Origin of the sequence: Paludibacillus litoralis (assembly GCF_037646705.1) — a bacterium.
Classification (GTDB): domain Bacteria; phylum Pseudomonadota; class Alphaproteobacteria; order Rhodobacterales; family Rhodobacteraceae; genus Pikeienuella; species Pikeienuella litoralis.
The window spans coordinates 650,697-672,011 of the sequence record NZ_JBBHER010000002.1; the positions used below are offsets into that span (position 1 = coordinate 650,697).

General features: G+C 68.9%; 21 protein-coding genes and 1 pseudogene. 9 read left to right on the top strand and 13 right to left on the bottom strand.

The genetic code is table 11. The features are described 5' to 3' along the window. Positions 1–8: 8 nt before the first annotated feature. From WG921_RS04080 to WG921_RS04100, 5 genes are all read right to left on the bottom strand, one after another. On the bottom strand, positions 9–1,262 hold the full coding sequence (locus WG921_RS04080) for a M16 family metallopeptidase (protein ID WP_340107926.1): 1,254 nt from the start codon (positions 1,260–1,262) through the stop codon (positions 9–11). Next, the gene (gene thrC, locus WG921_RS04085) at positions 1,259–2,641 is read right to left on the bottom strand and encodes a threonine synthase (RefSeq protein WP_340107927.1); all 1,383 of its coding nucleotides are present in this window, start codon (positions 2,639–2,641) and stop codon (positions 1,259–1,261) included. The genes WG921_RS04080 and thrC overlap by 4 nt, the downstream gene beginning before the upstream one ends. 87 nt (positions 2,642–2,728) lie before the next feature. Then, positions 2,729–3,616, bottom strand: a complete 888-nt coding sequence (locus WG921_RS04090) for an RNA polymerase factor sigma-32 (RefSeq protein ID WP_340107928.1) — start codon at positions 3,614–3,616, stop codon at positions 2,729–2,731. A 137-nt stretch (positions 3,617–3,753) separates the two neighbouring features. After that, positions 3,754–4,875, bottom strand: a complete 1,122-nt coding sequence (gene aroB, locus WG921_RS04095; RefSeq protein ID WP_340107929.1) for a 3-dehydroquinate synthase — start codon at positions 4,873–4,875, stop codon at positions 3,754–3,756. Then, a complete protein-coding gene (locus tag WG921_RS04100) occupies positions 4,862–5,455 on the bottom strand; it encodes a shikimate kinase (protein WP_340107930.1) in 594 nt (197 codons plus the stop codon). Before WG921_RS04100 ends, aroB begins: the two co-directional genes overlap by 14 nt. Positions 5,456–5,561: 106 nt before the next feature. Here WG921_RS04100 and WG921_RS04105 point away from each other — a divergent pair, with 106 nt between their 5' ends. From WG921_RS04105 to WG921_RS04115, 3 genes are read left to right on the top strand one after another with little or no spacing between them, the layout of a single operon-like run. Next, positions 5,562–5,735, top strand: a complete 174-nt coding sequence (locus tag WG921_RS04105) for a hypothetical protein (RefSeq protein WP_340107931.1) — start codon at positions 5,562–5,564, stop codon at positions 5,733–5,735. Next, the gene (locus WG921_RS04110; protein ID WP_340107932.1) at positions 5,736–6,656 is read left to right on the top strand and encodes a site-specific tyrosine recombinase XerD; all 921 of its coding nucleotides are present in this window, start codon (positions 5,736–5,738) and stop codon (positions 6,654–6,656) included. 51 nt (positions 6,657–6,707) lie between these two features. Beyond that, positions 6,708–8,486, top strand: a complete 1,779-nt coding sequence (locus WG921_RS04115; protein WP_340107933.1) for an SLC13 family permease — start codon at positions 6,708–6,710, stop codon at positions 8,484–8,486. Positions 8,487–8,545: 59 nt separating this feature from the next. On the opposite strand, the gene WG921_RS04120 is transcribed toward WG921_RS04115, so the two are convergent. The 8 genes from WG921_RS04120 to WG921_RS04155 all read right to left on the bottom strand — a co-directional run bounded on the left by WG921_RS04120 (position 8,546) and on the right by WG921_RS04155 (position 15,815). Beyond that, positions 8,546–9,130, bottom strand: coding sequence for a hypothetical protein (locus WG921_RS04120; RefSeq protein ID WP_340107934.1), 585 nt, complete (start codon positions 9,128–9,130; stop codon positions 8,546–8,548). A gap of 121 nt (positions 9,131–9,251) precedes the next feature. Continuing rightward, positions 9,252–9,965, bottom strand: a complete 714-nt coding sequence (gene trmB, locus WG921_RS04125; protein ID WP_340107935.1) for a tRNA (guanosine(46)-N7)-methyltransferase TrmB — start codon at positions 9,963–9,965, stop codon at positions 9,252–9,254. Between the two features lie 16 nt (positions 9,966–9,981). Beyond that, the gene (gene metK, locus WG921_RS04130; protein ID WP_340108009.1) at positions 9,982–11,163 is read right to left on the bottom strand and encodes a methionine adenosyltransferase; all 1,182 of its coding nucleotides are present in this window, start codon (positions 11,161–11,163) and stop codon (positions 9,982–9,984) included. Positions 11,164–11,265: 102 nt separating this feature from the next. Further along, positions 11,266–11,682, bottom strand: coding sequence for a helix-turn-helix domain-containing protein (locus tag WG921_RS04135; protein WP_340107936.1), 417 nt, complete (start codon positions 11,680–11,682; stop codon positions 11,266–11,268). 95 nt (positions 11,683–11,777) lie between these two features. Then, positions 11,778–13,322 (bottom strand): apolipoprotein N-acyltransferase, encoded by a 1,545-nt coding sequence (lnt, locus tag WG921_RS04140; protein WP_340107937.1) that lies wholly within the window; start codon positions 13,320–13,322, stop codon positions 11,778–11,780. A gap of 8 nt (positions 13,323–13,330) precedes the next feature. Continuing rightward, complete coding sequence (locus WG921_RS04145) at positions 13,331–14,254, bottom strand: hemolysin family protein (protein WP_340107938.1); 924 nt, start codon at positions 14,252–14,254, stop codon at positions 13,331–13,333. A 32-nt stretch (positions 14,255–14,286) separates the two neighbouring features. Then, positions 14,287–14,793 carry an rRNA maturation RNase YbeY gene (gene ybeY, locus WG921_RS04150; RefSeq protein ID WP_340107939.1) on the bottom strand — a complete coding sequence of 169 codons (507 nt, stop codon included), beginning with the start codon at positions 14,791–14,793 and terminating at the stop codon, positions 14,287–14,289. After that, positions 14,790–15,815, bottom strand: coding sequence for a PhoH family protein (locus WG921_RS04155; RefSeq protein ID WP_340107940.1), 1,026 nt, complete (start codon positions 15,813–15,815; stop codon positions 14,790–14,792). Before WG921_RS04155 ends, ybeY begins: the two co-directional genes overlap by 4 nt. A 200-nt stretch (positions 15,816–16,015) precedes the next feature. On the opposite strand from WG921_RS04155, the gene aroA reads away from it, so the two are divergent. The 6 genes and pseudogenes from aroA to WG921_RS04185 all read left to right on the top strand — a co-directional run bounded on the left by aroA (position 16,016) and on the right by WG921_RS04185 (position 21,279). Next, a complete protein-coding gene (gene aroA / locus WG921_RS04160; protein WP_340107941.1) occupies positions 16,016–17,365 on the top strand; it encodes a 3-phosphoshikimate 1-carboxyvinyltransferase in 1,350 nt (449 codons plus the stop codon). After that, on the top strand, positions 17,362–17,979 hold the full coding sequence (locus WG921_RS04165; RefSeq protein WP_340107942.1) for a (d)CMP kinase: 618 nt from the start codon (positions 17,362–17,364) through the stop codon (positions 17,977–17,979). The genes aroA and WG921_RS04165 overlap by 4 nt, the downstream gene beginning before the upstream one ends. An 87-nt stretch (positions 17,980–18,066) precedes the next feature. Next, a pseudogene (rpsA, locus tag WG921_RS04170) lies at positions 18,067–19,770 on the top strand (30S ribosomal protein S1); the annotation flags it as partial. A gap of 240 nt (positions 19,771–20,010) precedes the next feature. Next, positions 20,011–20,289: an integration host factor subunit beta gene (gene ihfB, locus WG921_RS04175; RefSeq protein WP_340107943.1), complete on the top strand. Its 279-nt coding sequence runs from the start codon at positions 20,011–20,013 to the stop codon at positions 20,287–20,289. Between the two features lie 28 nt (positions 20,290–20,317). Continuing rightward, on the top strand, positions 20,318–20,653 hold the full coding sequence (locus tag WG921_RS04180) for a LapA family protein (RefSeq protein ID WP_340107944.1): 336 nt from the start codon (positions 20,318–20,320) through the stop codon (positions 20,651–20,653). Then, positions 20,650–21,279: a phosphoribosylanthranilate isomerase gene (locus tag WG921_RS04185; RefSeq protein WP_340107945.1), complete on the top strand. Its 630-nt coding sequence runs from the start codon at positions 20,650–20,652 to the stop codon at positions 21,277–21,279. The genes WG921_RS04180 and WG921_RS04185 overlap by 4 nt, the downstream gene beginning before the upstream one ends. The last annotated feature ends 36 nt before the right edge of the window (positions 21,280–21,315 follow it).

The following is a 21,315-nucleotide window of genomic DNA, read 5'->3' on the forward strand; positions in this document are numbered from 1 at the left end:
GGACCCGCTCAGGCGGCCAGCCGCCGCTCGATGGCGCCGAGGCCGGGCGCGCGCTCCACCGGCCCGTACCAGGCGAGGGTCGGCCGCGTGAGCCGGGCGGCGGCGGCGCGGATATCCTCGACCGTCACCGCGTCGATCTTCGCCATCGTCTTTTCGAGATCGGGCGCCTCGCCCCAGATCATCAACGACCGGGCGAGCCGCTCCGCCCGGGCCGAGGCGCTCTCGAGGCCCATGATGATCCCGGCCCGTATCTGCGCGCGGGCGCGGTCCAGCTCATCCTGCCGGAGCGTCTCGGCGGCGTCGCGGATCACGTCGATGGTCAACTCGGCCAGCGCCTTCGCCTCGGCGCCGCCGGTTCCGGCGTAGATGGTGAGCAGGCCGCTGTCCTGGTAGGCGCCGGCCTGCGCGAAGATCGTGTAGCAGAGGCCGCGCTTCTCCCGCGCCTCCTGAAACAGGCGGGAGGACATGCCGCCGCCGAGCGCGACGCCCATCAACTGCATGGCGTGATAGCCTTCCGAGCGCCATGACGGCGCCTCGAAGGCCAGCGCCATATGCGCCTGCTCCAGCTTTTTCACCTCGCGCCGTTCGCCGCCCCGATAGGCGGCGGCGACGCCGGTCGTGGCCGCGGCCGGCGTCAGATGGCCGAAATGGCGCTCCGCCTCGGCCAGGATCGTGTCATGATCGACCGCGCCGGCGGCGGAGAGAATCATCTGCTCCGGCGCGTAGTGGCGGGCGACGAAGCTCCGGAGGTCGGCTTCGCCGAAGCTCTTCACCCGCTCCGCCGGGCCAAGGATCGGCCGGCCGAGCGGCTGGCCGGGATAGGCGGTCTCCTGCAGCCAGTCGAAGATCACGTCGTCGGGCGTGTCCAGCGCCTGGCCGATCTCCTGAAGGATCACGCCGCGCTCCAGTTCGATCTCCGAGGGCGCGAAGGCGGGATCGGTCAGGATGTCGCCGATGATGTCGAGCGCGAGGGGCGTGTCCGCGGCCAGAACCCGCGCGTAATAGGCGGTCGCCTCGCGGCTGGTGTAGGCGTTCAGATGGCCGCCCACATCCTCGATCGCCTCGGCGATGGCGAGGGCGGAGCGCCGCCCCGTGCCCTTGAACGCCATGTGTTCGAGGAAATGCGCGACGCCGTTTTCCGACTCGGCCTCATGGCGCGAGCCGGCGGCGATCCAGACGCCGATCGTGGTGGAGCCGAATCCGGGCATGGACTCGGTGATGACGCGAAGCCCGTTCGGCAGAGTGGACAGTCGGATGCTCATAGGGTGGCCTTCTCGGAGATCAGCCGTTTCAATGCGTCGATGTCGTTCGGCGCCACCGTAATCCGTTCATGGCGTTCGTAAAGGTCCGCCATGCGCGCAGGCAATTCCGGGCGCCTTCCGGTGGCGGCCTCGACCGCGTCGGGAAACTTGGCGGCGTGCGCCGTGGCCAGCGCGACCGTCGGGCCGGAATGCGCGCTGGCGGCGCCGGCGCCGATGGCGGAATGGGGGCAGAACAACGCGCCGGTCTCGTCGGCGAAGCGGCGGATCAGCGCGGCGACCTGATCTTCGTCGAAGCTGGCCGAGTCGAACTCCTCGCGGAGCCGCCCGAGCGCGCCCTGGGCGAGGGTGAAGCCGCCCTTGCGCGAAAGCTCGTCCATCAGCCCGGCGACGGCGGGCCCTTCACGGTCGTAAAGGTCGAACAGAAGACGCTCGAAATTCGACGAGATCTGGATGTCCATCGACGGCGACGTCGTCGGCTGGACGCCGCGCTTCTCATGCGCGCCGGACTGGACGGTCCGGTGCAGGATGTCGTTCCGGTTGGTGGCGATGATCAGCCGGTCGATCGGCAGCCCCATGCGCTTCGCGACGTAGCCCGCGTAGATGTCGCCGAAATTTCCCGTCGGGACGGCGAAGGAGAGCGCCCGGCCCGGCGCGCCGAGCGCGACGGCGGCGGTGAAGTAGTAGACCGATTGCGCGAGAACCCGCGCCCAGTTGATCGAATTCACCGCCGCGAGATTCAGCCGGTCGCGGAAGGCGTGATCGTTGAACATCGCCTTCACGGCGGCCTGGCAATCGTCGAAATCGCCCTCGACCGCGATGGCGTGCACGTTGGGCTCGGTCGGCGTCGTCATCTGCCGGCGCTGCACTTCGGAGACCCGGCCATGCGGATAGAGGATCACCGCCGTCGCCGCCTCCATGCCGCGGAACGCCTCGATCGCGGCGGAGCCGGTGTCGCCGGAGGTCGCGCCGACGATGGTGACGCGCGCCCCGCGCCGGGTCAGCGCCGCGTTGAAAAGCCGGCCGACCAGCTGCATCGCCACGTCCTTGAAGGCGAGCGTGGGGCCGTGATGAAGCTCCAGCGCCCAGGTCTCCTCGCCGATCTGGACCAGCGGCGCGCGGAGACGATGGTTGAAGCCGGCGTAGGCGTCCTGGATCAGGGCGCGGAATTCGGCGTCGTCGAACGTGTCGCCGATGAAGGGTTTCATCACCCGGAACGCGATGTCCTCGTAAGGCTGGCCCGCCAGCGCCGCGATCTCATCCCTGTCGATCGCCGGCCATGTCTCGGGCACGAAGAGGCCGCCGTTACGGGCGAGCCCGGCCAGCATCGCCTGTTCGAAATCCAGAACTTCGTCGCCGCCACGGGTTGAAATATATCGCATGTCCGCCTCGCTTTAACCGCCCGGTTCTATAGACCGGGCCGCGAGAGGCGACAATGCGTCTCACGGCTCGCCGCCGCGAGGCCGCGTTCAGATCGCCCCGGCGAGGATCGCCGGCTCGCTCCCGTGTCGTCCCTCAAGGCGGGATTTCATCTTTCGCAGGGCCTGCGCCTCCAGCTGGCGGACGCGCTCCTTCGAAAGGCCAAGCTCGCCGCCGAGGCGCTCAAGCGTGTCCGGCTCCTCCGTCAGCTTCCGGCGGCGGATGATCATCCGCTCGCGGTCGGTCAACGAGGTGAGCGCGTCGTCGATCCAGCCATGCGCCGCGGCGAGATCGGAGATCCGGGCGACGGTTTCGGCGCCGGTCGGCGCGGCGTCCTGCAGGGTTTCGATCCATTCGCGGCCATCCCCCTCTCCCTGAGCGGCGTTCAGCGAGAAATCCGAACCGGCGAGCCGCGCCTCCATCATCTCCACATCGCGCAGCGGAACGCGGACCTCCTCCGCGATCCGCACGCGCTGCTCATGCGCCGTCCTGCCGTCGGTGGCGGGGCCGCGTTCCCTCTCGATCTGGGCGCGGACCCGGCGGAGGTTGAAGAAGAGCGCCTTCTGCGCGGATGTCGATCCGGTGCGCACCATCGACCAGTCGCGCATCACATAGTCCTGGATCGAGGCCTTGATCCACCAGCTGGCGTAGGTCGAGAAGCGGACGCCGCGGTCCGGGTCGAACTTCTCCGCCGCTTTCAGAAGGCCGACGCCGGCCTCCTGAATGAGATCGGGCATCGGCGCGCCGTAGCGGCGGTATTTGTAGGCCATCGAGATCGCGAGGCGCATATAGGCGTTGATCAGCCGATGCAGCGATTTCGCGCAACGCTCGTCCCGCCATGCGGTGGCGAGCGCGCGTTCGGTCTCCGCGTCGAGCATCTCCGCCCGCATCGCGTTTCGGGTGAATGCGGCGTCGGCCTGCGCGTCCAGTTTCGCCATCGCGTCGCCTCCCGTCGACAATCTCCTCTCATAGGATACGCCAGGGAAACGGTTTGGTTCATTTTACGACGCGGAAAAGGCGTGTTTTCACGCACTCGTGTCCGCGTCGGCCCCCGCGGATGCGGGCCGGGAGGGCGTCAGCGCGCCTCGGCCAGCGCGTCGGCGAGCACGGCGCGAACGGCGTCGAGCGGGGTCTCCTTCGCGATGAACGCGTCGCCGATGGCGCGGGCGAGGATGAAGATCAGCTCGCCGTCCTTCACCTTCTTGTCCTGCCTCATCAGCGCGATCAGCGCGTCGGCGTCCGGCAGCGCGCCGTCGATATCGCCGAGCGTGGTTTTCATGCCCATCGCGCGGAAATGCGCGCGAACCCGGCTCGGCTCCTCCTGCGCGCAGAGGCCGAGGCGCATCGACAGCTCGAACGCGAGGCCGATGCCGATCGAGACGCCCTCGCCATGGAGAAGCCGCCCCGAATAGCCGGTCGCGGCTTCGAGCGCGTGGCCGAACGTGTGGCCGAGATTCAGCAGCGCCCGCTCGCCGGCCTCCATCTCGTCCCGGGAGACGATCTCGGCTTTCATCTCGCAGGCGCGGCGAATGGCGCGAATGCGCGCGGCCGCGTCCCCGGCTTTCAGCGCGGGGCCCTCGCGCTCCAGCGTCTCGAAGAACTCGGCGTCGCCGAGAAGGCCGTATTTCACGGTCTCGGCGTATCCGGCGAGAAATTCGCGCGGCGGCAGCGTGGTGAGCATGTCGGTGTCCGCGAGGACCAGCTTCGGCTGATGGAAGGCGCCGATGAGGTTCTTCCCCTGCGGCGCGTTGATCCCGGTCTTGCCGCCGACGGAGCTGTCGACCTGGGCGAGAAGCGTGGTCGGGATCTGCGCGAAGGCGACGCCGCGGCGCAGCGTCGCGGCGGCGAAGCCCGCGAGATCGCCGATCACGCCGCCGCCGAACGCGAGGATCAGATCGTCGCGCGCGATCCGGAGATCGAGGAGCGCGCCGAGAAGCCGCTCATAGGAGGCCATGGATTTCGTCGCTTCGCCGGGCGGCAGGATGACCGGCGCGGCGGCGACGCCGGCGGCGCCGAGGCCCGCCTCCAGCGCGCCGAGATGAAGGGCGGCGACCGTCTCGTCGGTGACGACGGCGACGCGAGGGCGGGCGAGGAGGGGGAGAAGCTCCGCGCCGGCGCGCCCGATCAGGCCGGGGCCGATGCGGATGTCGTAGGCGCGCGCGCCGAGCGCGACGGTGAGCGTTTCAGGTGCGGTCATCGGCGGTCTCCAATATGCGCAGCGCCGGCGGCGCCGCGGCGTCATGCGCGCGGATCGCGGCCAGCGCCGCGTGGGCGACATCCTCGGGCCGGTCGTCGTCGCGGCTCTCCACGCGGATCTCGGCGCCGGCGTAGACGGGATAGCGCTCCGCCATCAGCCTGGCGAGGATTTCACGCGGGTCGCCCGCGTTCAGAAGCGGCCGGGATCTTCGCTTCGCCGTGCGGTTCACGAGCGTGTCGATATCGGCGTGGAGCCAGATGGCGACGCCGGCGGCGCTGATCGCGGCGCGGGTCTCCGGCGCCATGTAGGCGCCGCCGCCGGTGGCGAGAATCAGCGGCGGCCCGGCCAGAAGCCGCGCGATCACGCGTTTCTCTCCATCGCGAAAGGCCGCCTCGCCGAGCGTGGAGAAGATCTCGGGAATGGTCATGCCGGCGGCGGCTTCGATCTCCGTGTCGGCGTCCCGGAACGGAGCCGAGATCAGCGTGGCGAGCCGCGCGCCGATCGTCGATTTGCCGCAGCCCATCAGCCCGACAAGCGCGACCGGGCGGCGAAGCCGCAGGTTCGTCTCGTCCTGGCTCATGCGCTCTCATCCCTCTCGCGTTGCGCCGCTCCGCCGAGCCCGCTAGACTCGCTCGTATCGATGCGGCGGCGCGCCGGGGTTTACCCGCTTCCGCGCGCGCTGGCGAGTGTTGAAGCGGAATGACCGGGGCGAAACCATGGTGCGGCGGCTGATCGGATTCCTGTTCATTCTGCTCGTTCTGGCGGCGGTGGCGCTGATCGGCTACGCGTATTTCGTCGATCTTCCCGCGGTGACCGGCCAGATCGAGACGCCGGCCACCGGCGTCGGCTTTGGCGACTGAATGACCGGGGCGGAGACGCCGGTTCCTTCGCATCGCCTGATCGCGCTTTTTCTGGACGCGATGCGCGCCGAGAGAGGCGCGGCGGACAATACGATCTCCGCCTACGCCCGGGACCTCTCCGCCTATGCGGCGCATGTCGAGGCGGCGGGCGATACGCTTCTGACGGCCGGGCGCGGCGCGCTCGAGACCTGGCTCGCGGCGCTGGAGGCGGAAGGGCGCGCCCCGGCGACGCGGGCGCGGCGGCTCTCGGCCGCGCGCCAGCTTCACCGGTTCCTCTATGAGGACGGCTGGCGCGGCGACGACCCGGCGGCGCGAATCTCCGGCCCGCGCAAGGGCCGGCCCCTGCCGAAAACGCTGTCCGTGGCCGAGGTCGAGGCGCTCCTGAATGCGGCGCGCGAGCGGGGCGTGCGGCTGAATTGCCTGATGGAGACGCTTTACGCCACCGGAATGCGCGTGAGCGAGCTGGTCTCTCTCCCGGCGGCGGCGGCGCGGGGAGATCCGCGGATGCTGCTGGTGAAGGGGAAGGGCGGGAAGGAGCGGCTCGTCCCGCTTTCGAATCCGGCGCGCGCCGCGCTTTCCGAATGGCTGGCGGCGCGGGACGCGGATCCGCGCTGGCGGCGAAGCGTGTTTCTGTTCCCGAGCGGCTCCGGAGCGGGGCATCTGACGCGGGTGCGGTTTTTCCAGATCGTGAAGGAGCTTGCGGCGGCGGCGGGCGTCGATCCGGCGCGGGTCTCGCCGCATACGCTTCGGCACGCGTTCGCCTCGCATCTTCTGGCGAACGGCGCCGATCTCAGATCGATTCAGGAGCTTCTCGGCCACGCCGACATCTCCACCACCGAAATCTACACCCACGTTCAGGAGGAGCGGCTGAAGGCGTTGGTCCTCGGCTCGCATCCACTGTCGAAGGCGGAGCATGAGTGAAGCGGAGACAGGACCGCGCCGCGGATCCGGCGCATCAGGGGAGCGCGCGGCATGACAACCGAGCAGATCGTTCTTTTCACGATTTTCGGCGGCGTTTTCGTCCTGCTGATCTGGGGCCGATGGCGCTATGATCTGGTGGCGTTCGGCGCGCTTCTGGTCGCGGTCGTCGCCGGGGTCGTGCCGGCGGAGCGCGCCTTCTCGGGGTTCGGGCATCCCGCGACGCTGGTGGTCGCGCTGGTGCTCGTCATCTCGGCGGGGCTGGTGCGCTCGGGGGCGGTGTTCCTGATCACGAGGACGCTGGTCGACAGCGCCCGCCCGCTCGCCCGGCATATCGTGGTGATGGGCGGGGTCGGCGCGGCGCTTTCCGGCTTCATGAACAACGTGGCGGCGCTGGCGCTTCTGATGCCGGTGGACATCCAGACCGCGAAGAAGGCCAAACGCGATGTCGGGCTCAGCCTGATGCCGCTCTCCTTCGCGACCATTCTCGGCGGCATGGTGACGATGATCGGGACTCCGCCGAACATCATCGTCGCGACCATTCGCGATGAACGGCTGGGCGCGCCGTTCGCGATGTTCGATTTCGCGCCGGTGGGCGCCGTGACCGCGCTGGCGGGGTTGATCTTCGTCGCGCTGGTCGGCTGGCGGCTGATCCCGCAGCGCGAGAACGCCAGCGACGGCGTCAGCCTGATGGAGTCGAAGCTCTATGTCGCCGAACTGAGCGTGCCGGAGGGCGCGAAGATCATCGGCCGGCGCGTTCACGAGCTCTACGAGAAGGCGGAAAAGGCCGATGTCGCGATCATCGGTCTGGTGCGGGACGGCGAGCGGCGCTACGGCGCGGCGCGGGACGCGGTGATCCGGGCGGACGACGCGCTGGTGGTCGAGGCGACGCCCGAAGCGCTGGACGAATTCCGGATCGCGCTCTCGCTCGCCTTCTCCGAGCCCGACCGGCAGGAGCGCCTCGACGCGGCGGCGGAGGGGCTCGACCTTTTCGAGGTGGTGGTGACGGAGCAGGCCCGCATCGCCGGAAAGACCGCGCAGTCGATCGGGCTTTCGTGGCGGCGCGGCGCGGTGCTGATGGGGATCTCCCGTCAGGGCCGGCGGGTCACGGAACGAGTGCGAAAGACCGAGGTTCGCCCCGGCGACATCCTGCTCCTGCTGGCGCCGGCGGAGACCACGGGCGAGCTGACGGAATGGCTGGGCTGCCTGCCGCTGGCCGAGCGGGGGCTTTCGGTGACGCAGGACAAGATGACCTGGGTGGCGATCGGCGTCTTCGGCGCGGCGGTGGCGGCGGCGAGCTTCGGCCTCATCTACATGCCGGTGGCGCTCGGAATCGTCGTCGCGCTCTACGCGCTGACCAAGATCGTTCCCCTCTCCGAGATCTACACGCACATCGAATGGCCGGTCGTGGTGCTGCTCGGCTCGATGATCCCGCTTGGCGCGGCGCTCGAGACCTCGGGCGGGACGGAGCTGATCGCGGACGCGCTGACGCGGCTGACGGTGGGCGCGCCGGTCTGGGTGGCGCTGACCGTGCTGATGGTGGTGACGATGACGCTCTCGGACGTGCTCAACAACACCGCGACCGCGATCGTCGCGGCGCCGGTCGGCATCTCGATGGCGGACTCGCTCGGCGTCTCGCCCGACCCGTTCCTGATGGCGGTGGCGGTGGCGGCCTCCTGCGCCTTTCTCACGCCCATCGGGCACAAGAACAACACGCTGATCCTCGGCCCGGGCGGCTACGCCTTCGGCGATTACTGGCGCATGGGCCTGCCGCTGGAGATACTGGTGATCGCGGTGGCGATCCCGTCGATATTGGTGTTCTGGCCGCTGTAGGGGGGGTCGACTGACTCGAGACATCAGTTGAACGCTTCGAATCCAATATTGCCCTCGCTCTAATCCTTCTGGGTCTTCAACATTGCAAGAATTTTTGGGCCGTAGGTGAGCGCAAAATCGGAAGCGTTCGGCTGCAACTCCACGCCATGAACGGCTGCGTTCATTACGGGCATGAGGTTATTCAAGAGGACTGCTGCTTCCTTCGGTATTGCTCCCTCTTTTGCAAGGTCTTCAGTAAGATGTCGGAGAGTCGGGACTCCGCCACGCGTATTGGGGCTAAGCATTACTTCTTCAGCTATCTCACGAAGACGCCTCTCTACCTGGACACGAAGCATTGCGATTGCGAGATTAGGATCGCTCCCCTCGAAGTATTTGAAGGCGTTGAGGTCGTCCTCGTCCGGGGCTGTCCCAGAAGCATCAAGTTGACGCTCAGCTTTTGCAAGAACGACCTCGAAGCCACCTGGAGCAGAGATCCGCTCAATAATGCCAAGCATCCAAGGAACTATGGCTACGGCTAGGGCACCTGCCGCGACCGGGGAAAGCGTTTTCCAGAAGGTATCGAAACTTGCTACCGCAACACAAAAGATACTGAGTGCTAGCTTTGCCTTATGGCTACGCCATACGGACGTCACGATTTCTATCATCTAGCACTCAACAGCATAATATCTAGACCTCCGTAACATAGTCAGCTGTTGAATCAAACGGCTGCTTTGTCCGCATATCCACCGTGCCTTCCTGTGGATGCGTCCCTGACCTCTGCCGCCCTCACCCCCTCACAAATGTCAGATAACATGGTGCCCGGCCCTCGCGGAGCGCTTTCGCTTCGTAGCGGGTGCCGGGCCAGTCGGGCCAGGGGCGGCGCCAGTCCTGGGGGCGCTCGGCGGTCCAGAGGAATTCGGGGAAGGCGCGCATCGCCTCCAGGGTGTGGCGGGTGTAGTCGGGGATGTCGGTGGCGATGTGGAGCCGGGCGCCGGGGGCCGCGATGCGGGCGAGGTGGGGCAGGTTCTCCGGGCCGATGAAGCGGCGGCGGTGGTGGCGGGCCTTCGGCCACGGGTCGGGGTAGTTGACGAAGATCCGTGAAAACGCGCCGTCATGCGCGACATCGAAAATCTCGCGCGCGTCGCCGGCGTGAAGGCGGATATTGTCGAGTCCGGCCCCGTCGAGCGCGGCGAGGCACATGGCGACGCCGTTCACGAACGGCTCGCAGCCGACCATCAGGATATCCGGATTGGCGGCCGCCATCGCCACCAGATGCTCGCCGCCGCCGAAGCCGATCTCGAGCCAGACCTCGCGGGCGGCCGGGGCCATCGCGCTGAAATCGACGGGCCGGCGCTCCGGGTTCGAGGCCCAGGAGACGCCGGGCGGGGCGAGCTCCGGCAGGCGCGTCTCCAAAAGCTGCCTCTGCCCCTTGCGGAGCGTCTTTCCGTGGCGGCGGCCGTAGAAATTGCGCCAGGGCGCGCCGTCGTCGCGCTCGGTCATCTCTCCCATGGCCGGGTCAGATCGCCGCCTTCAGGGCCTCCACGAGGTCGGTCTTCTCCCAGGAGAAGCCGCCGTCGGCCTCCGGCGCCCGGCCGAAATGGCCATAGGCGGCGGTGCGCTCGTAGATCGGCCGGTTCAGCTGAAGATGGGTGCGGATGCCGCGCGGGGTGAGGTCCATGACCTTGGCCACCGCCTTCTCGATCGTCTCTTCGGGGACCCCGCCGGCGCAATGCGTGTCGACATAGATCGAGAGCGGGCGCGCGACGCCGATGGCGTAGGAGAGCTGCAGCGTGCACCGCTCCGCGAGGCCGGCGGCGACGATGTTCTTGGCCAGATAGCGCGCCGCGTAGGCGGCGGAGCGGTCGACCTTGGTCGGATCCTTGCCGGAGAAGGCGCCGCCGCCATGCGGGGCCGCGCCGCCATAGGTGTCGACGATGATCTTGCGTCCGGTCAGTCCGGCGTCGCCGTCCGGGCCGCCGATGACGAATTTTCCGGTCGGGTTGACGTGCCAGACGGTCTGGGCGTCGATCCATCCCTCCGGCAGGGTCGCGCGGATATGCGGCTCGACGATCTCGCGGATGTCGTCGGAGGTGAGCGCCTCGTCCAGATGCTGGGTCGACAGGACGATCGAGCTGACGCCGACGGGCTTGTGGTCGCGGTAGCGCACGCTGATCTGCGATTTCGCATCCGGGCCGAGCGCAGGCTCCGAGCCGCTTTTCCTGGCGTCGGCGAGGCGTTTCAGGATCGCGTGCGCGTAAAGGATCGGCGCCGGCATCAGCTCCGGCGTCTCGTTGGTGGCGTAGCCGAACATGATGCCCTGATCGCCGGCGCCCTCGTCCCGGTTTTCGGCCGCATCGACGCCCTGGGCGATATGCGCGGATTGCTCATGCAGCAGGTTGGTGATCTCGACGTTCCGCCAGTGGAACTTCTTCTGCTCATACCCGATATCGTGGATGCAGCGGCGGGCGATCTCGTCGATCCTGCCCATATAGGTCGCGAGCTTGGTCTTGTCCGAAAGCCCGACCTCGCCGCCGATCACAACCCGGTTGGTGGTCGCGAATGTCTCGCAGGCGACGCGGGCCTCGGGCTCTTCAGCGATGAGCGCGTCGAGAACGGCGTCTGAAATCCGGTCGCAAACCTTGTCCGGATGTCCTTCGGACACGGATTCGGATGTGAAGTAATAGTCGCCGCGCGCCATCGTGATCGTCCTCTGCACTGAAGCGTCGATCCCTGCTCATGGATCCATCTGAGAGCCATGCGAGGGTGTAAGTGCGCGTCAAGGCACGGTCAACCTGAGGAGTCAGCTTTCCCCCGCGACGGAGCGCACCAGATCGGCGAGACGCCGGCGCGTCGCCTGATCCGTGATCCGCTGGAAGGACCGGTTCAGGTCCAGCCCCTCGGCGGTGGAGACAAAGTCGGCGACCCGGATGTCGGCCGCCGCGCCGCGCGGGGCGCCCGCGTCCATCCGCGCCAGATCGGCGCGCGCGGTGTCGGGCATCTCGTCGAAGAAGAACTGGATCGGCGCGTCGAGCGCCTCGCCGATGGCGAAGAGCCGGCTGGCGCCGATCCGGTTGACGCCCTTCTCGTATTTCTGAATCTGCTGGAAGGTGAGGCCGAGCAGACGCCCGAGATGTTCCTGACTCATTCCAAGCGACATCCGACGCAACTTCACGCGCGAGCCGACATGCACGTCGATCGGATTTGGCGCCTTGGCCACAACTGCCTCCCTCTCTTCGCCGCTTGGCGGCTTTGATTTGGAGGCAACTAGCCCTTTGGAAATGTGGTTGCCAAATGGTTTCCGCCGACGCTCGCCTATGAGTCGTCGCGGCGCCGGCTTTGGGTTGAGAAGAGCAGGGCGGCGCAGATCATGAAAGTTGTAATTAGCTCTCCTTGTTCGAAATAAGGCGGCGCTTCCGGCGAATCAGGCAGCCGCGCGTCGATCACGCCGTCGCGCCCGAGACCGATGCGGCCGATGGCGCGGCCATAGGGGTCGATCATCGCCGACCATCCCCGGTTCGCGGACCGCGCGACGGGCAGCCCGGTCTCGATGGCCCGCATCCGCGCCATGGCGAGATGCTGCGCCGGGCCGGCCCAGTTCCCGAACCAGGCGTCGTTGGTGACGAGGATCAGCCAGTCGGCGCCTTTCGCGGCGCGCGCGGTCTCGCGCGGGAAGATCATCTCGTAGCAGATCAGAGGCGCGAAGGGCGGCGCCGCCTCGGGGCGCATGCTGACATGGCGCGCCCCGGCGACGATGCCGCCGCCCGGGCCGGCCAGCTCCGAAAGCCCGATCCGCGTGAAAAGCGCGCTGAAGGGGAGATATTCGCCGAAAGGCACCAGATGCACCTTGTCGTAGGGCGGGGAGATGGCGTCCTCCTCCAGAAGGAACAGGCTGTTTCGCCAGCGCGCGCCGATTTTTACAGGCGCGTCCGGCCCCGCGTCGGCGCGGAGCGAGCCGAGGGCGAGCGCGCTGTCGCCAAGCGCGGCGTGGATCGCGGCGCGGGCGGTCGGCGCCATGTCGATCGGGAACGTGATCGCGCTTTCCGGCCAGACGATCACCGCGGGCGGCGTCTCCGCCGGCGCCGTGGAGAGCGCGATGAGCCGATCGAAGCCCGGCTTCACCCGCTCCGGGTCCCATTTGCTCGCCTGGTCCACATCCGTCTGCAGAATCCGGATCAGCGGCCGGGCGGCGTCCGCCGTCTCCGCGGGAACGCGCGCCGCGCCCCAGATCCAGAGGCCGGCGAGAGCGGGAAGCGTGAGGAGCGCCGGCGCGGCCGCGCGCGGCCTGACGAGGAGCGCCCCGGGCGCCAGCATCGCCGCGAGCGTGAGGAAGCTGAGGCCGTAGGGGCCGATCAGCGCCCCGGCCTGCGCCAGCGGCGTCTCCATCCAGCCATAGACCGGCAGCGCCCAGGGAAAGCCGGTGAGGACGCAGCTTCGCGCGAACTCCGCCGCGGCCCAGGCGGCCGCCAGCGCGAGCGGCCCGGCGACGAGGCGCCGGAGCCGCCAGGCGAGCCAGAACCCGGCCCCCCAGAACAGCGCGAGCCCCCCGCAAAGCCCGAGAAGCGCGAAAGGCGCCATCCACCCGTGGCGGGCGGCGTCGACCAGAAACGGCTCGACGATCCAGTGGAGCGCCAGCGCGAAATGCGCCGCCCCCGCCGCCCAGCCGGTGATGAACGCGGCCCGGCCGGGCCGCGGCGCGGCCCCGGCGGCCAGCCAGAGAAGATAGAGGATCGGCCCGGCGATGAAGAACGCCGGCCAGAGGCCGAGCGGCGGTTGCGCCAGCGCCATCGCCCCCCCCGCGAGCGCCGCGGCGCCGGCGCGCGCGCGCGCGGAAAGCCGGGCGAAAGGGGCGTCGCGCATGGCCAGGATCAGCCCTCCGCCTTCGCCGCCTCGCGCCCCGCGCCGCAGAGCCGGACGCGAATCCGCTTGATCCGCCTCGGGTCGGCGTCGATCACCTCGAATTCGTGGCCGTCGGGATGGCGGATCACCTCGCCGCGCTCCGGCACGCGGTTCGAGATCATCGAGACGAGCCCGCCGAGCGTGTCGACCTCCTCGTCGAGATCGTCCGGCAGAAGATCGACCCCGGCCTCGGCTTCGAAATCGGGCAGCTCGGCGCGCGCGTTGCAGACATAGACGCCCGGCGCCTCGCGCCGCCACGCCGCCTCGTCCGCCTCGTCGTGCTCGTCCTCGATGTCGCCGACGATCTGCTCGACCAGGTCCTCGATGGTGACGAGCCCGTCGACGCCGCCGTATTCGTCGATGACGAGCGCCATGTGGATGCGCCGCTGCTGCATCCGCTGCATCAGCCGCACGGTCAGCATCGACGGCGGCACGACCAGCATCTCCCGGATGAACTCCTCGATCCGGAAAGGCGCCGAGCTGGCGCCGTTGGTGAACCCCCGCGCGAGCGCCACGTCCTTCACATGGATGAACCCGATCGGGTCGTCCAGCGTCTCGCGGTAGACCGGAAGCCGGGAATGCGCGCCGGCGCGAAACGCCTCCGCCAGCTCGGTCAGGCTCGCCCCGACCTCCACGGCGACGATGTCGGCGCGCGGGATCATGATATCCTCGACCCGCTGGTCGCGCATCGTCCTGATATTGCTCAGCAGCGCGCGCTCATTGGCGGTCTGGCCGGAGTCGGCGCCGTCCGCCTCGTCCTCATGCGCGCCATTTGCGAAGCCGAGGAAACGCGCGAGGAACCCAGGCTCTCGGCCGTCGCTGTCTTCCTGGGAATCGGTCTGATCGTCGACCGGACCCGTTGCGCCCGCGTCGGGCGATTTTTCTTCCGTCATCATCTCCGTTCCGCCGCGGCGCGCCGCGGACCTCACTCCCGCTCCGCCGCGTAGGGATCGTCGATCCCCATCGCCGCCAGCGCCCGGCGCTCCAGCCCCTCCATGAGGGCGGCGTCGGCGTCGGTCTGGTGGTCATACCCCAAAAGATGCAGAACGCCATGGGCGAAAAGATGGGCGAAATGCCGCTCCGCCGTCAGATGTTGCGCCCGCGCCTCTTTTTCAATGGTTTCTCGCGATAACGCGATGTCGCCGAGCCCGCCGTCGGGCGGCGCGGCGGGCCGCGCGCCGGGGCTGGGCGGGGCGAGCGGATGCGCGGGCCAGCTCAGCACGTTGGTCGGCCCCGCCTTGCCGCGAAAGCCGGCGTTGAGCGCGCCGATCCGCTCATCGCCGCAAAGAAGGACGCTGATCTCGATGTCCCGCGGCGCGATCCCGGCCGCGATCAACGCCTGTTCAGCGGCGCGGAGCGCGATCTCCCGATACCACGGCGCGCACTCGGCCCAGGCTTCGTCCTCGATGTTGAACTCGATCGAAATGGTCATCTGACTGGATGGGGCGCGCCGCGCTCATGCTCCCTGTCATAGGCCTTCACGATCCGGGCGACGAGCGGATGGCGGATCACGTCTTCAGCGCCGAAGCGCACGAATTCGATCCCCTCGACGCCGGAGAGCACGCGTTCGGCCTCCACCAGCCCCGATCCCACGCCGCGCGGCAGGTCGATCTGGCTCGGGTCGCCCGTGATCGCCATCCGCCCGCCTTCGCCGAGGCGGGTGAGAAACATCTTCATCTGCATCTGGGTGGCGTTCTGCGCCTCGTCGAGCACGACGAAGGCGTCGGAGAGCGTGCGCCCGCGCATGAAGGCGAGGGGGGCGATCTCGATCGTCTTGTCCTCGATGTATTTCTGCACCTGCTTGCCGGGCAGAAGATCGCCGAGCGCGTCGTAGAGCGGCTGCATGTAGGGGTCGATCTTCTCCTTCATGTCGCCGGGGAGGAAGCCGAGCCGCTCCCCCGCCTCGACGGCCGGGCGCGAGAGGACGATGCGGTCCACCTTCCCCTCGATGAACATGGAGACGGCGGCCGCGACCGCGAGATAGGTCTTGCCGGTGCCGGCGGGGCCGACGCCGAACACCATTTCGGACCGGAACAGCGCCTGGACATAGGCGCGCTGCGTCGCGGTCCGGGGCTCGACCACCTTTTTCTTGGTGTGGATCTCGACCCTGCCGCCGCGAAAAAGCTCAAGCTGGCCGGGGTCCGGGGGCCGCGCCGCGCCGCGCAGGCGGATCGCGGCGTCGACATCGCCCTTTTCGATGCTCCGGCCCGATTCGAGGCGCTGATAGAGGGCGTTGAGCGCCGCCGCCGCGCCCTCGACGCCCTCGGCGTCGCCGCTGAGCGAAAGCTGGTTGCCGCGCCGGGCGATCACGATGTCGAAGCCCTGCTCCAGCGCGGCGAGGTTGCGGTCGAAGCCGCCGCAAAGATCGATCAGAAGTCGGTTATCGGAAAATTCAATCAGGTGTTCGTCCGTCGCGGTTTTCGTCTCCGCCGGATTCAAGGTCGTGTTCGCCAAAACGTCTCCAGCTTCTCCGCCCATTTTCGCGGGATGGTGGCGGACCGCGCGACCCTCCGCAAGAGATTCCGCGCTGAATATCGTGTTATTTTGTCCGAAGCGGCGCCGGCGCCGCCCGGGCGCGGGCGCCCGGGCATGGACGGCGGGCCGGGGCGCCGATATGAACCACGCGGATGGAGCCGCGCGAAGGGAGAACGCCGATGTCGGGATCAGGAGCCGTGAAACCGATGACCGCGCGACCGGGGTCGCCGCTTCGGGGCGAGGCTGTGATCCCGGGCGACAAGTCCGTCTCCCACAGGGCGCTGATCCTCGGGGCGCTCAGCGTCGGCGAGACCCGGATCGAGGGGCTGCTCGAAGGCGAGGACGTGCTCGGCACCGCCGATGCGATGCGCGCCTTCGGCGCCGAGGTGGAGCGGATCGGCGAGGGGGCGTGGCGGGTTCGCGGCGTCGGCGTCGGCGGCTTCCGCGAGCCGGACGACGTCATCGATTTCGGCAATTCCGGCACCGGCGCGCGGCTGGTGATGGGCGCGATGGCGACGTCCCCGATCTCGGCGACGTTCACCGGCGACGCCTCGCTCCGCGCGCGGCCGATGGGGCGGGTGACGGATCCGCTCGCGCTGTTCGGCGCGCGCGCTCATGGCCGCGCCGGCGGGCGGCTGCCGCTGACCCTGGTCGGCGCGAGCGACCCGGTTCCGGTGGAGTATCGCTCTCCCGTGGCCTCGGCGCAGGTGAAATCGGCCGTGCTGCTGGCGGGGCTGAACGCGCCGGGGGTCACCACGCTGATCGAGGCGGAGCCGACCCGCGATCACACCGAGCGGATGCTGCGCGGCTTCGGGGCCGAGGTGGAGACGGAGATCGGCGCGGCGGGGCGGGTGATCCGCCTTGTCGGCCAGCCGGAGCTGAGGCCCGTCCGGATCCGGGTGCCGCGCGATCCGTCGTCGGCGGCGTTTCCGGTCTGCGCGGCGCTGATCGTTGAAGGCTCTGACGTGCTGGTCCCGAATATCGGTCTCAACCCGACGCGGGCCGGGCTTTACGTCACGCTTCGCGAGATGGGCGCGGATCTCGTCTTCGAGAACGAGCGCGAGGAAGGGGGCGAGCCGGTCGCCGATCTTCGCGCCCGGTTCTCGCCGGACCTGAAGGGAATCGAGACCCCGCCCGAGCGCGCGGCGAGCATGATCGACGAGTATCCGATTCTCGCCGTCGTCGCCGCCTGCGCGGAGGGGCGGACGGTGATGCGCGGGGTGAAGGAGCTTCGCGTGAAGGAGAGCGACCGCATCGACGCGATGGCCCGCGGGCTCGAGGCGATGGGGGTGAAGGTCGAGGAGACCGAGGACAGCCTCACCGTTCACGGGCTGGGCGCGGGCGGCGCGCCGGGCGGCGGCGTCGCGGCGTCGCGGCTCGATCATCGCATCGCGATGAGCTTCCTTTGCCTCGGCATGGCGTCGAAAAAGCCGGTGAGCGTGGACGACGCCTCGCCGATCGACACCAGTTTTCCGGATTTCACCCGCCTGATGACCGCGCTCGGCGCCCGGCTCGGCGCGTCGGCGTGAAGTTCACGGTCGCCATCGACGGGCCGGCGGCCTCCGGCAAGGGCACGATCGCGCGGGCGCTGGCGGAGCGGTTCGGCTTCGCCCATCTCGACACCGGGCTTCTTTACCGCGCGGTGGGCGTGAAGGCGCGCGAGAGCGGGGCCGCGCCCGGCGCGGCGGCGGCCGCGCTCGCCGAAGCCGACCTCGCCCGGCCCGATCTGCGGGATTCCGGGGCGGCGGAGGCGGCGTCCCGCGTCGCCGCGCTCCCCGAAGTGCGCGCGGCGCTGCTGGCGTTTCAGCGCGATTTCGCGGCGCGGGACGGCGGCGCGGTGCTCGACGGGCGGGACATCGGCACGGTGATCTGCCCCGATGCGGAGGTGAAGCTCTTCATCGTCGCTTCGGCGGAGGAGCGGGCGCGCCGGCGCCATGCGGAACTCTCGGCGGCGGGCGATCCGCGGACGCTGGCGGAGGTGCGCGAGGATCTCCGCATTCGCGACGCGCGCGATTCCGGCAGGGCCGACGCGCCGCTGGCCCCGGCGGCCGACGCGCGCTTGCTAGACACCACGGAAATGTCTATAGACGCAGCGGTCGCCTTGGCGGCGCGCTGGATCAACGAACAACTCCGCAAGGCCTGAGGATTTCCCGGGCCTTTCGTCGTGTTTACCGGGCGTCGGGCGATGACTCGACGATAGACCGCCGGAGACAACCGGCAGGCCAGTGAACCGAAATTGGAGATGCACCGCATGGCGAAAGCCACCATGGAGGAATTCGAAGCCCTCCTCAACGAAAGCTTCGAGCTGGAGACCCCTGAAGAAGGCGCCGTCGTCCGCGGCACCGTGCTGGCCATCGAGGCCGGACAGGCGATCATCGACATCGGCTACAAGATGGAAGGCCGGGTCGAGCTGAAGGAATTCGCCAAGCCCGGGCATGATTCGGAAATCAGCGTCGGAGACACCGTCGAGGTGTTCCTCGACCGCGTCGAGAACGCGAAGGGCGAAGCGGTTCTGAGCCGCGACAAGGCCCGGCGCGAAGAGGCGTGGGACCGGCTCGAAAAGGCCAATGACAAGCAGGAGCGCGTCGAAGGCGCGATCTTCGGCCGGGTCAAGGGCGGCTTCACGGTGGATCTCGGCGGCGCGGTGGCGTTCCTGCCCGGCTCTCAGGTCGATGTGCGCCCGGTGCGCGATATCGGCCCGCTGATGGGCCAGCCGCAGCCGTTCCAGATTCTCAAGATGGATCGGCGCCGGGGCAATATCGTCGTCTCCCGCCGCGCCGTGCTTGAGGAAAGCCGCGCCGAGCAGCGCGCCGAGATCGTCGGCAAGCTGAAGGAAGGCGACGTCATCGACGGCATCGTGAAGAACGTGACGGATTACGGCGCGTTCGTCGATCTCGGCGGCGTCGACGGGCTTCTCCATGTCACCGACATGGCCTGGCGGCGGGTCAATCACCCGTCCGAGATCGTCAATATCGGCGAGACCGTGAAGGTTCAGGTCATCAAGGTGAACCACGACACCCAGCGAATCAGCCTCGGCATGAAGCAGCTGATGGCGGACCCGTGGGACGGCGTCGAGGCGAAGTATCCGCTCGGCTCCAAATGGACCGGCCGGGTCACCAACATCACCGATTACGGCGCATTCGTGGAGCTGGAGCCCGGCGTCGAGGGGCTGGTGCACGTCTCCGAGATGTCGTGGACGAAGAAGAACGTCCATCCCGGCAAGATCGTCTCCACCTCTCAGGAGGTCGAGGTCGTCGTGCTCGACGTCGATCCGGCCAAACGGCGCGTCAGCCTTGGCCTGAAGCAGACCCAGGGCAACCCGTGGGATCTCTTCGCCGAGAACTTCCCGGCCGGCACCCCGGTCGAGGGCGAGGTGAAGAACATCACCGAATTCGGCCTCTTCATCGGGCTCGAAGGCGATATCGACGGCATGGTCCATCTCTCGGATCTCGACTGGAACCGGTCGGGCGAAGAAGCGATGGCCGAGTACAAGAAGGGCGACCTGGTCAAGGCGGTCGTGCTCGATGTCGACACCGAGAAGGAACGGATCTCGCTCGGCGTGAAGCAGCTTGACGGCGACCCGTTCGTCGAGGCGACCACCGGCGTGAAGCGCGGCTCCGTCGTCACCGTCACGGTCACCAAGATCGAGGATGGCGGCATCGAGGTGGAGCATGACGGCATGAAGGCCTTCATCCGCCGCTCCGATCTCAGCCGCGACCGCAGCGACCAGCGGCCGGAGCGGTTCTCGGTCGGCGACAAGGTGGATGCGCGAATCACCAGCATCGACCGTTCGTCGCGCCGGCTCGGCCTCTCGATCAAGGCGTTGCAGATCGCCGAGGAGCGCGAGGCGGTCCAGCAGTTCGGCTCGTCCGATTCGGGCGCGTCGCTCGGCGACATCCTCGGCGCCGCGCTGAAGGAGCGGGAAGGCGAATAAGCTTCGCCCTCCGCGCCGCGCGGGGACTGAGATGAGCGAACGGCGGCCCCTCGGGGCCGCCGCTTTCACATGCGGAGCGTGGGCCCCCATGGCCGCCGGCTCCGCCGGCGGAGGTCCTGGCGGGGCTGAAAGGGAACGCGCGCCCGGCGGCGCGCCGCGGCTCCACGTTGACCGGCGCGGCCACAACGTGCAATTCTCGCCTCCACAACGCGATTCCGCCGGTAGGCCGAGGGACTGCAGATGATCAAGTCCGAATTGATCCAGAAGCTTGCGGACGAGAACCCGCATCTCTTCCAGCGGGACGTGGAGCGCATCGTCTCCGCCGTCTTCGACGAGATCACGGAGGCGCTGGCGCGGGGCGACAGGGTGGAGCTTCGCGGCTTCGGCGCGTTTTCGGTGAAACACCGCGACGCGCGCATGGGGCGGAACCCGCGCACCGGAGAATCGGTCCATGTGCCGGAGAAAAGGGCGCCGTTCTTCAAGACCGGCAAGGATCTCCGGGACCGGATGAACAGTTGACCGGGGCCATTCCCGGAGGGAGAGGCTTTTGCGCACGCTGAAATTCTTCATCGCGCTCGTCGTCGCCGTCGTGATCGGCGTTCTGGCGGTCGCGAACAGCGCTGACATCTCGGTCCGGCTCTGGCCGGATCTGTCGGAATATGGCGTGGTTCAGGCGCCGACGGCGACGTTGCCGCTCTTCGCGTTCGGGCTTCTGTGCGGGCTGGTCGGGTTCCTGCTCGGCGCGGCGCGGGAGTGGATGCGCGAGGGGCGCGTGCGCGCGACCGCGCGGCGGGCGAAGCGCGAGGCGGCGATGCTCAAGACGAAGGTGAACGCGCTCTCGGGCGACAAGGATGACGACCTGCCCGCGCTCACCTCGCGATGATCGTCAAGATTTGCGGGCTCCGGACCCCGGGCGCCGTCGCCGCGGCCGCCTCGGCCGGCGCGCGCTATCTCGGGTTCGTCCTCTATCCGAAGTCGCCGCGGAACGTGACCCCGGCGGAGGCTGGCGCGCTGGCCGCCGAGGCGCCGGCCGGACTGATGAAGGTCGCGCTGGTCGTCGATCCGGATGACGCGCTGATCGACCGGGTCGCGGCGCTTCCCATCGACATGATCCAGCTTCACGGGCGCGAGAGCCCGGCGCGCGTCCGCGCGGTCAAGGCGCGCGCCGGGCTGCCGGTGATGAAGGCGCTCGGCGTGGCGGAGGCGGCGGATCTCGACGCCGTCGACGCCTACGCCGGCGTCGCGGATCAACTGCTGATCGACGCGAAGCCGCCGCTGGGGGGCGGGCTCCCGGGCGGCAACGGGCTGACCTTCGACTGGCGGCTGCTCGCCGGCAGGCGCTGGACGACGCCCTGGATGCTCGCCGGCGGGCTGAACGCGGGCAATGTCGCCGAGGCGGCGCGCCTGACCGGGGCGCGCCAGGTCGACGTCTCCTCGGGGGTCGAGACGGCGCCCGGCGTCAAGGACGAGGCCCTGATTCGCGCGTTCGTCGCGGCGGCTCTGGCCTAACCGCCTGGCCGGGGGCCGCGCCGCGCGGAGAGACGA

Coding starts and splice junctions, on each gene's coding strand:
- trmB (WP_340107935.1), bottom strand. CDS start 9,965: ATGACCGAGCGCGACGACGGCGCGCCCTGGCGCAATTTCTACGGCCGC.
- WG921_RS04115 (WP_340107933.1), top strand. CDS start 6,708: ATGACAACCGAGCAGATCGTTCTTTTCACGATTTTCGGCGGCGTTTTC.
- WG921_RS04080 (WP_340107926.1), bottom strand. CDS start 1,262: ATGAGCATCCGACTGTCCACTCTGCCGAACGGGCTTCGCGTCATCACC.
- thrC (WP_340107927.1), bottom strand. CDS start 2,641: ATGCGATATATTTCAACCCGTGGCGGCGACGAAGTTCTGGATTTCGAA.
- metK (WP_340108009.1), bottom strand. CDS start 11,163: ATGGCGCGCGGCGACTATTACTTCACATCCGAATCCGTGTCCGAAGGA.
- WG921_RS04120 (WP_340107934.1), bottom strand. CDS start 9,130: ATGATAGAAATCGTGACGTCCGTATGGCGTAGCCATAAGGCAAAGCTA.
- WG921_RS04185 (WP_340107945.1), top strand. CDS start 20,650: ATGATCGTCAAGATTTGCGGGCTCCGGACCCCGGGCGCCGTCGCCGCG.
- WG921_RS04145 (WP_340107938.1), bottom strand. CDS start 14,254: ATGACGGAAGAAAAATCGCCCGACGCGGGCGCAACGGGTCCGGTCGAC.
- aroA (WP_340107941.1), top strand. CDS start 16,016: ATGTCGGGATCAGGAGCCGTGAAACCGATGACCGCGCGACCGGGGTCG.
- lnt (WP_340107937.1), bottom strand. CDS start 13,322: ATGCGCGACGCCCCTTTCGCCCGGCTTTCCGCGCGCGCGCGCGCCGGC.
- WG921_RS04090 (WP_340107928.1), bottom strand. CDS start 3,616: ATGGCGAAACTGGACGCGCAGGCCGACGCCGCATTCACCCGAAACGCG.
- WG921_RS04100 (WP_340107930.1), bottom strand. CDS start 5,455: ATGAGCCAGGACGAGACGAACCTGCGGCTTCGCCGCCCGGTCGCGCTT.
- ybeY (WP_340107939.1), bottom strand. CDS start 14,793: ATGACCATTTCGATCGAGTTCAACATCGAGGACGAAGCCTGGGCCGAG.
- aroB (WP_340107929.1), bottom strand. CDS start 4,875: ATGACCGCACCTGAAACGCTCACCGTCGCGCTCGGCGCGCGCGCCTAC.
- WG921_RS04110 (WP_340107932.1), top strand. CDS start 5,736: ATGACCGGGGCGGAGACGCCGGTTCCTTCGCATCGCCTGATCGCGCTT.
- ihfB (WP_340107943.1), top strand. CDS start 20,011: ATGATCAAGTCCGAATTGATCCAGAAGCTTGCGGACGAGAACCCGCAT.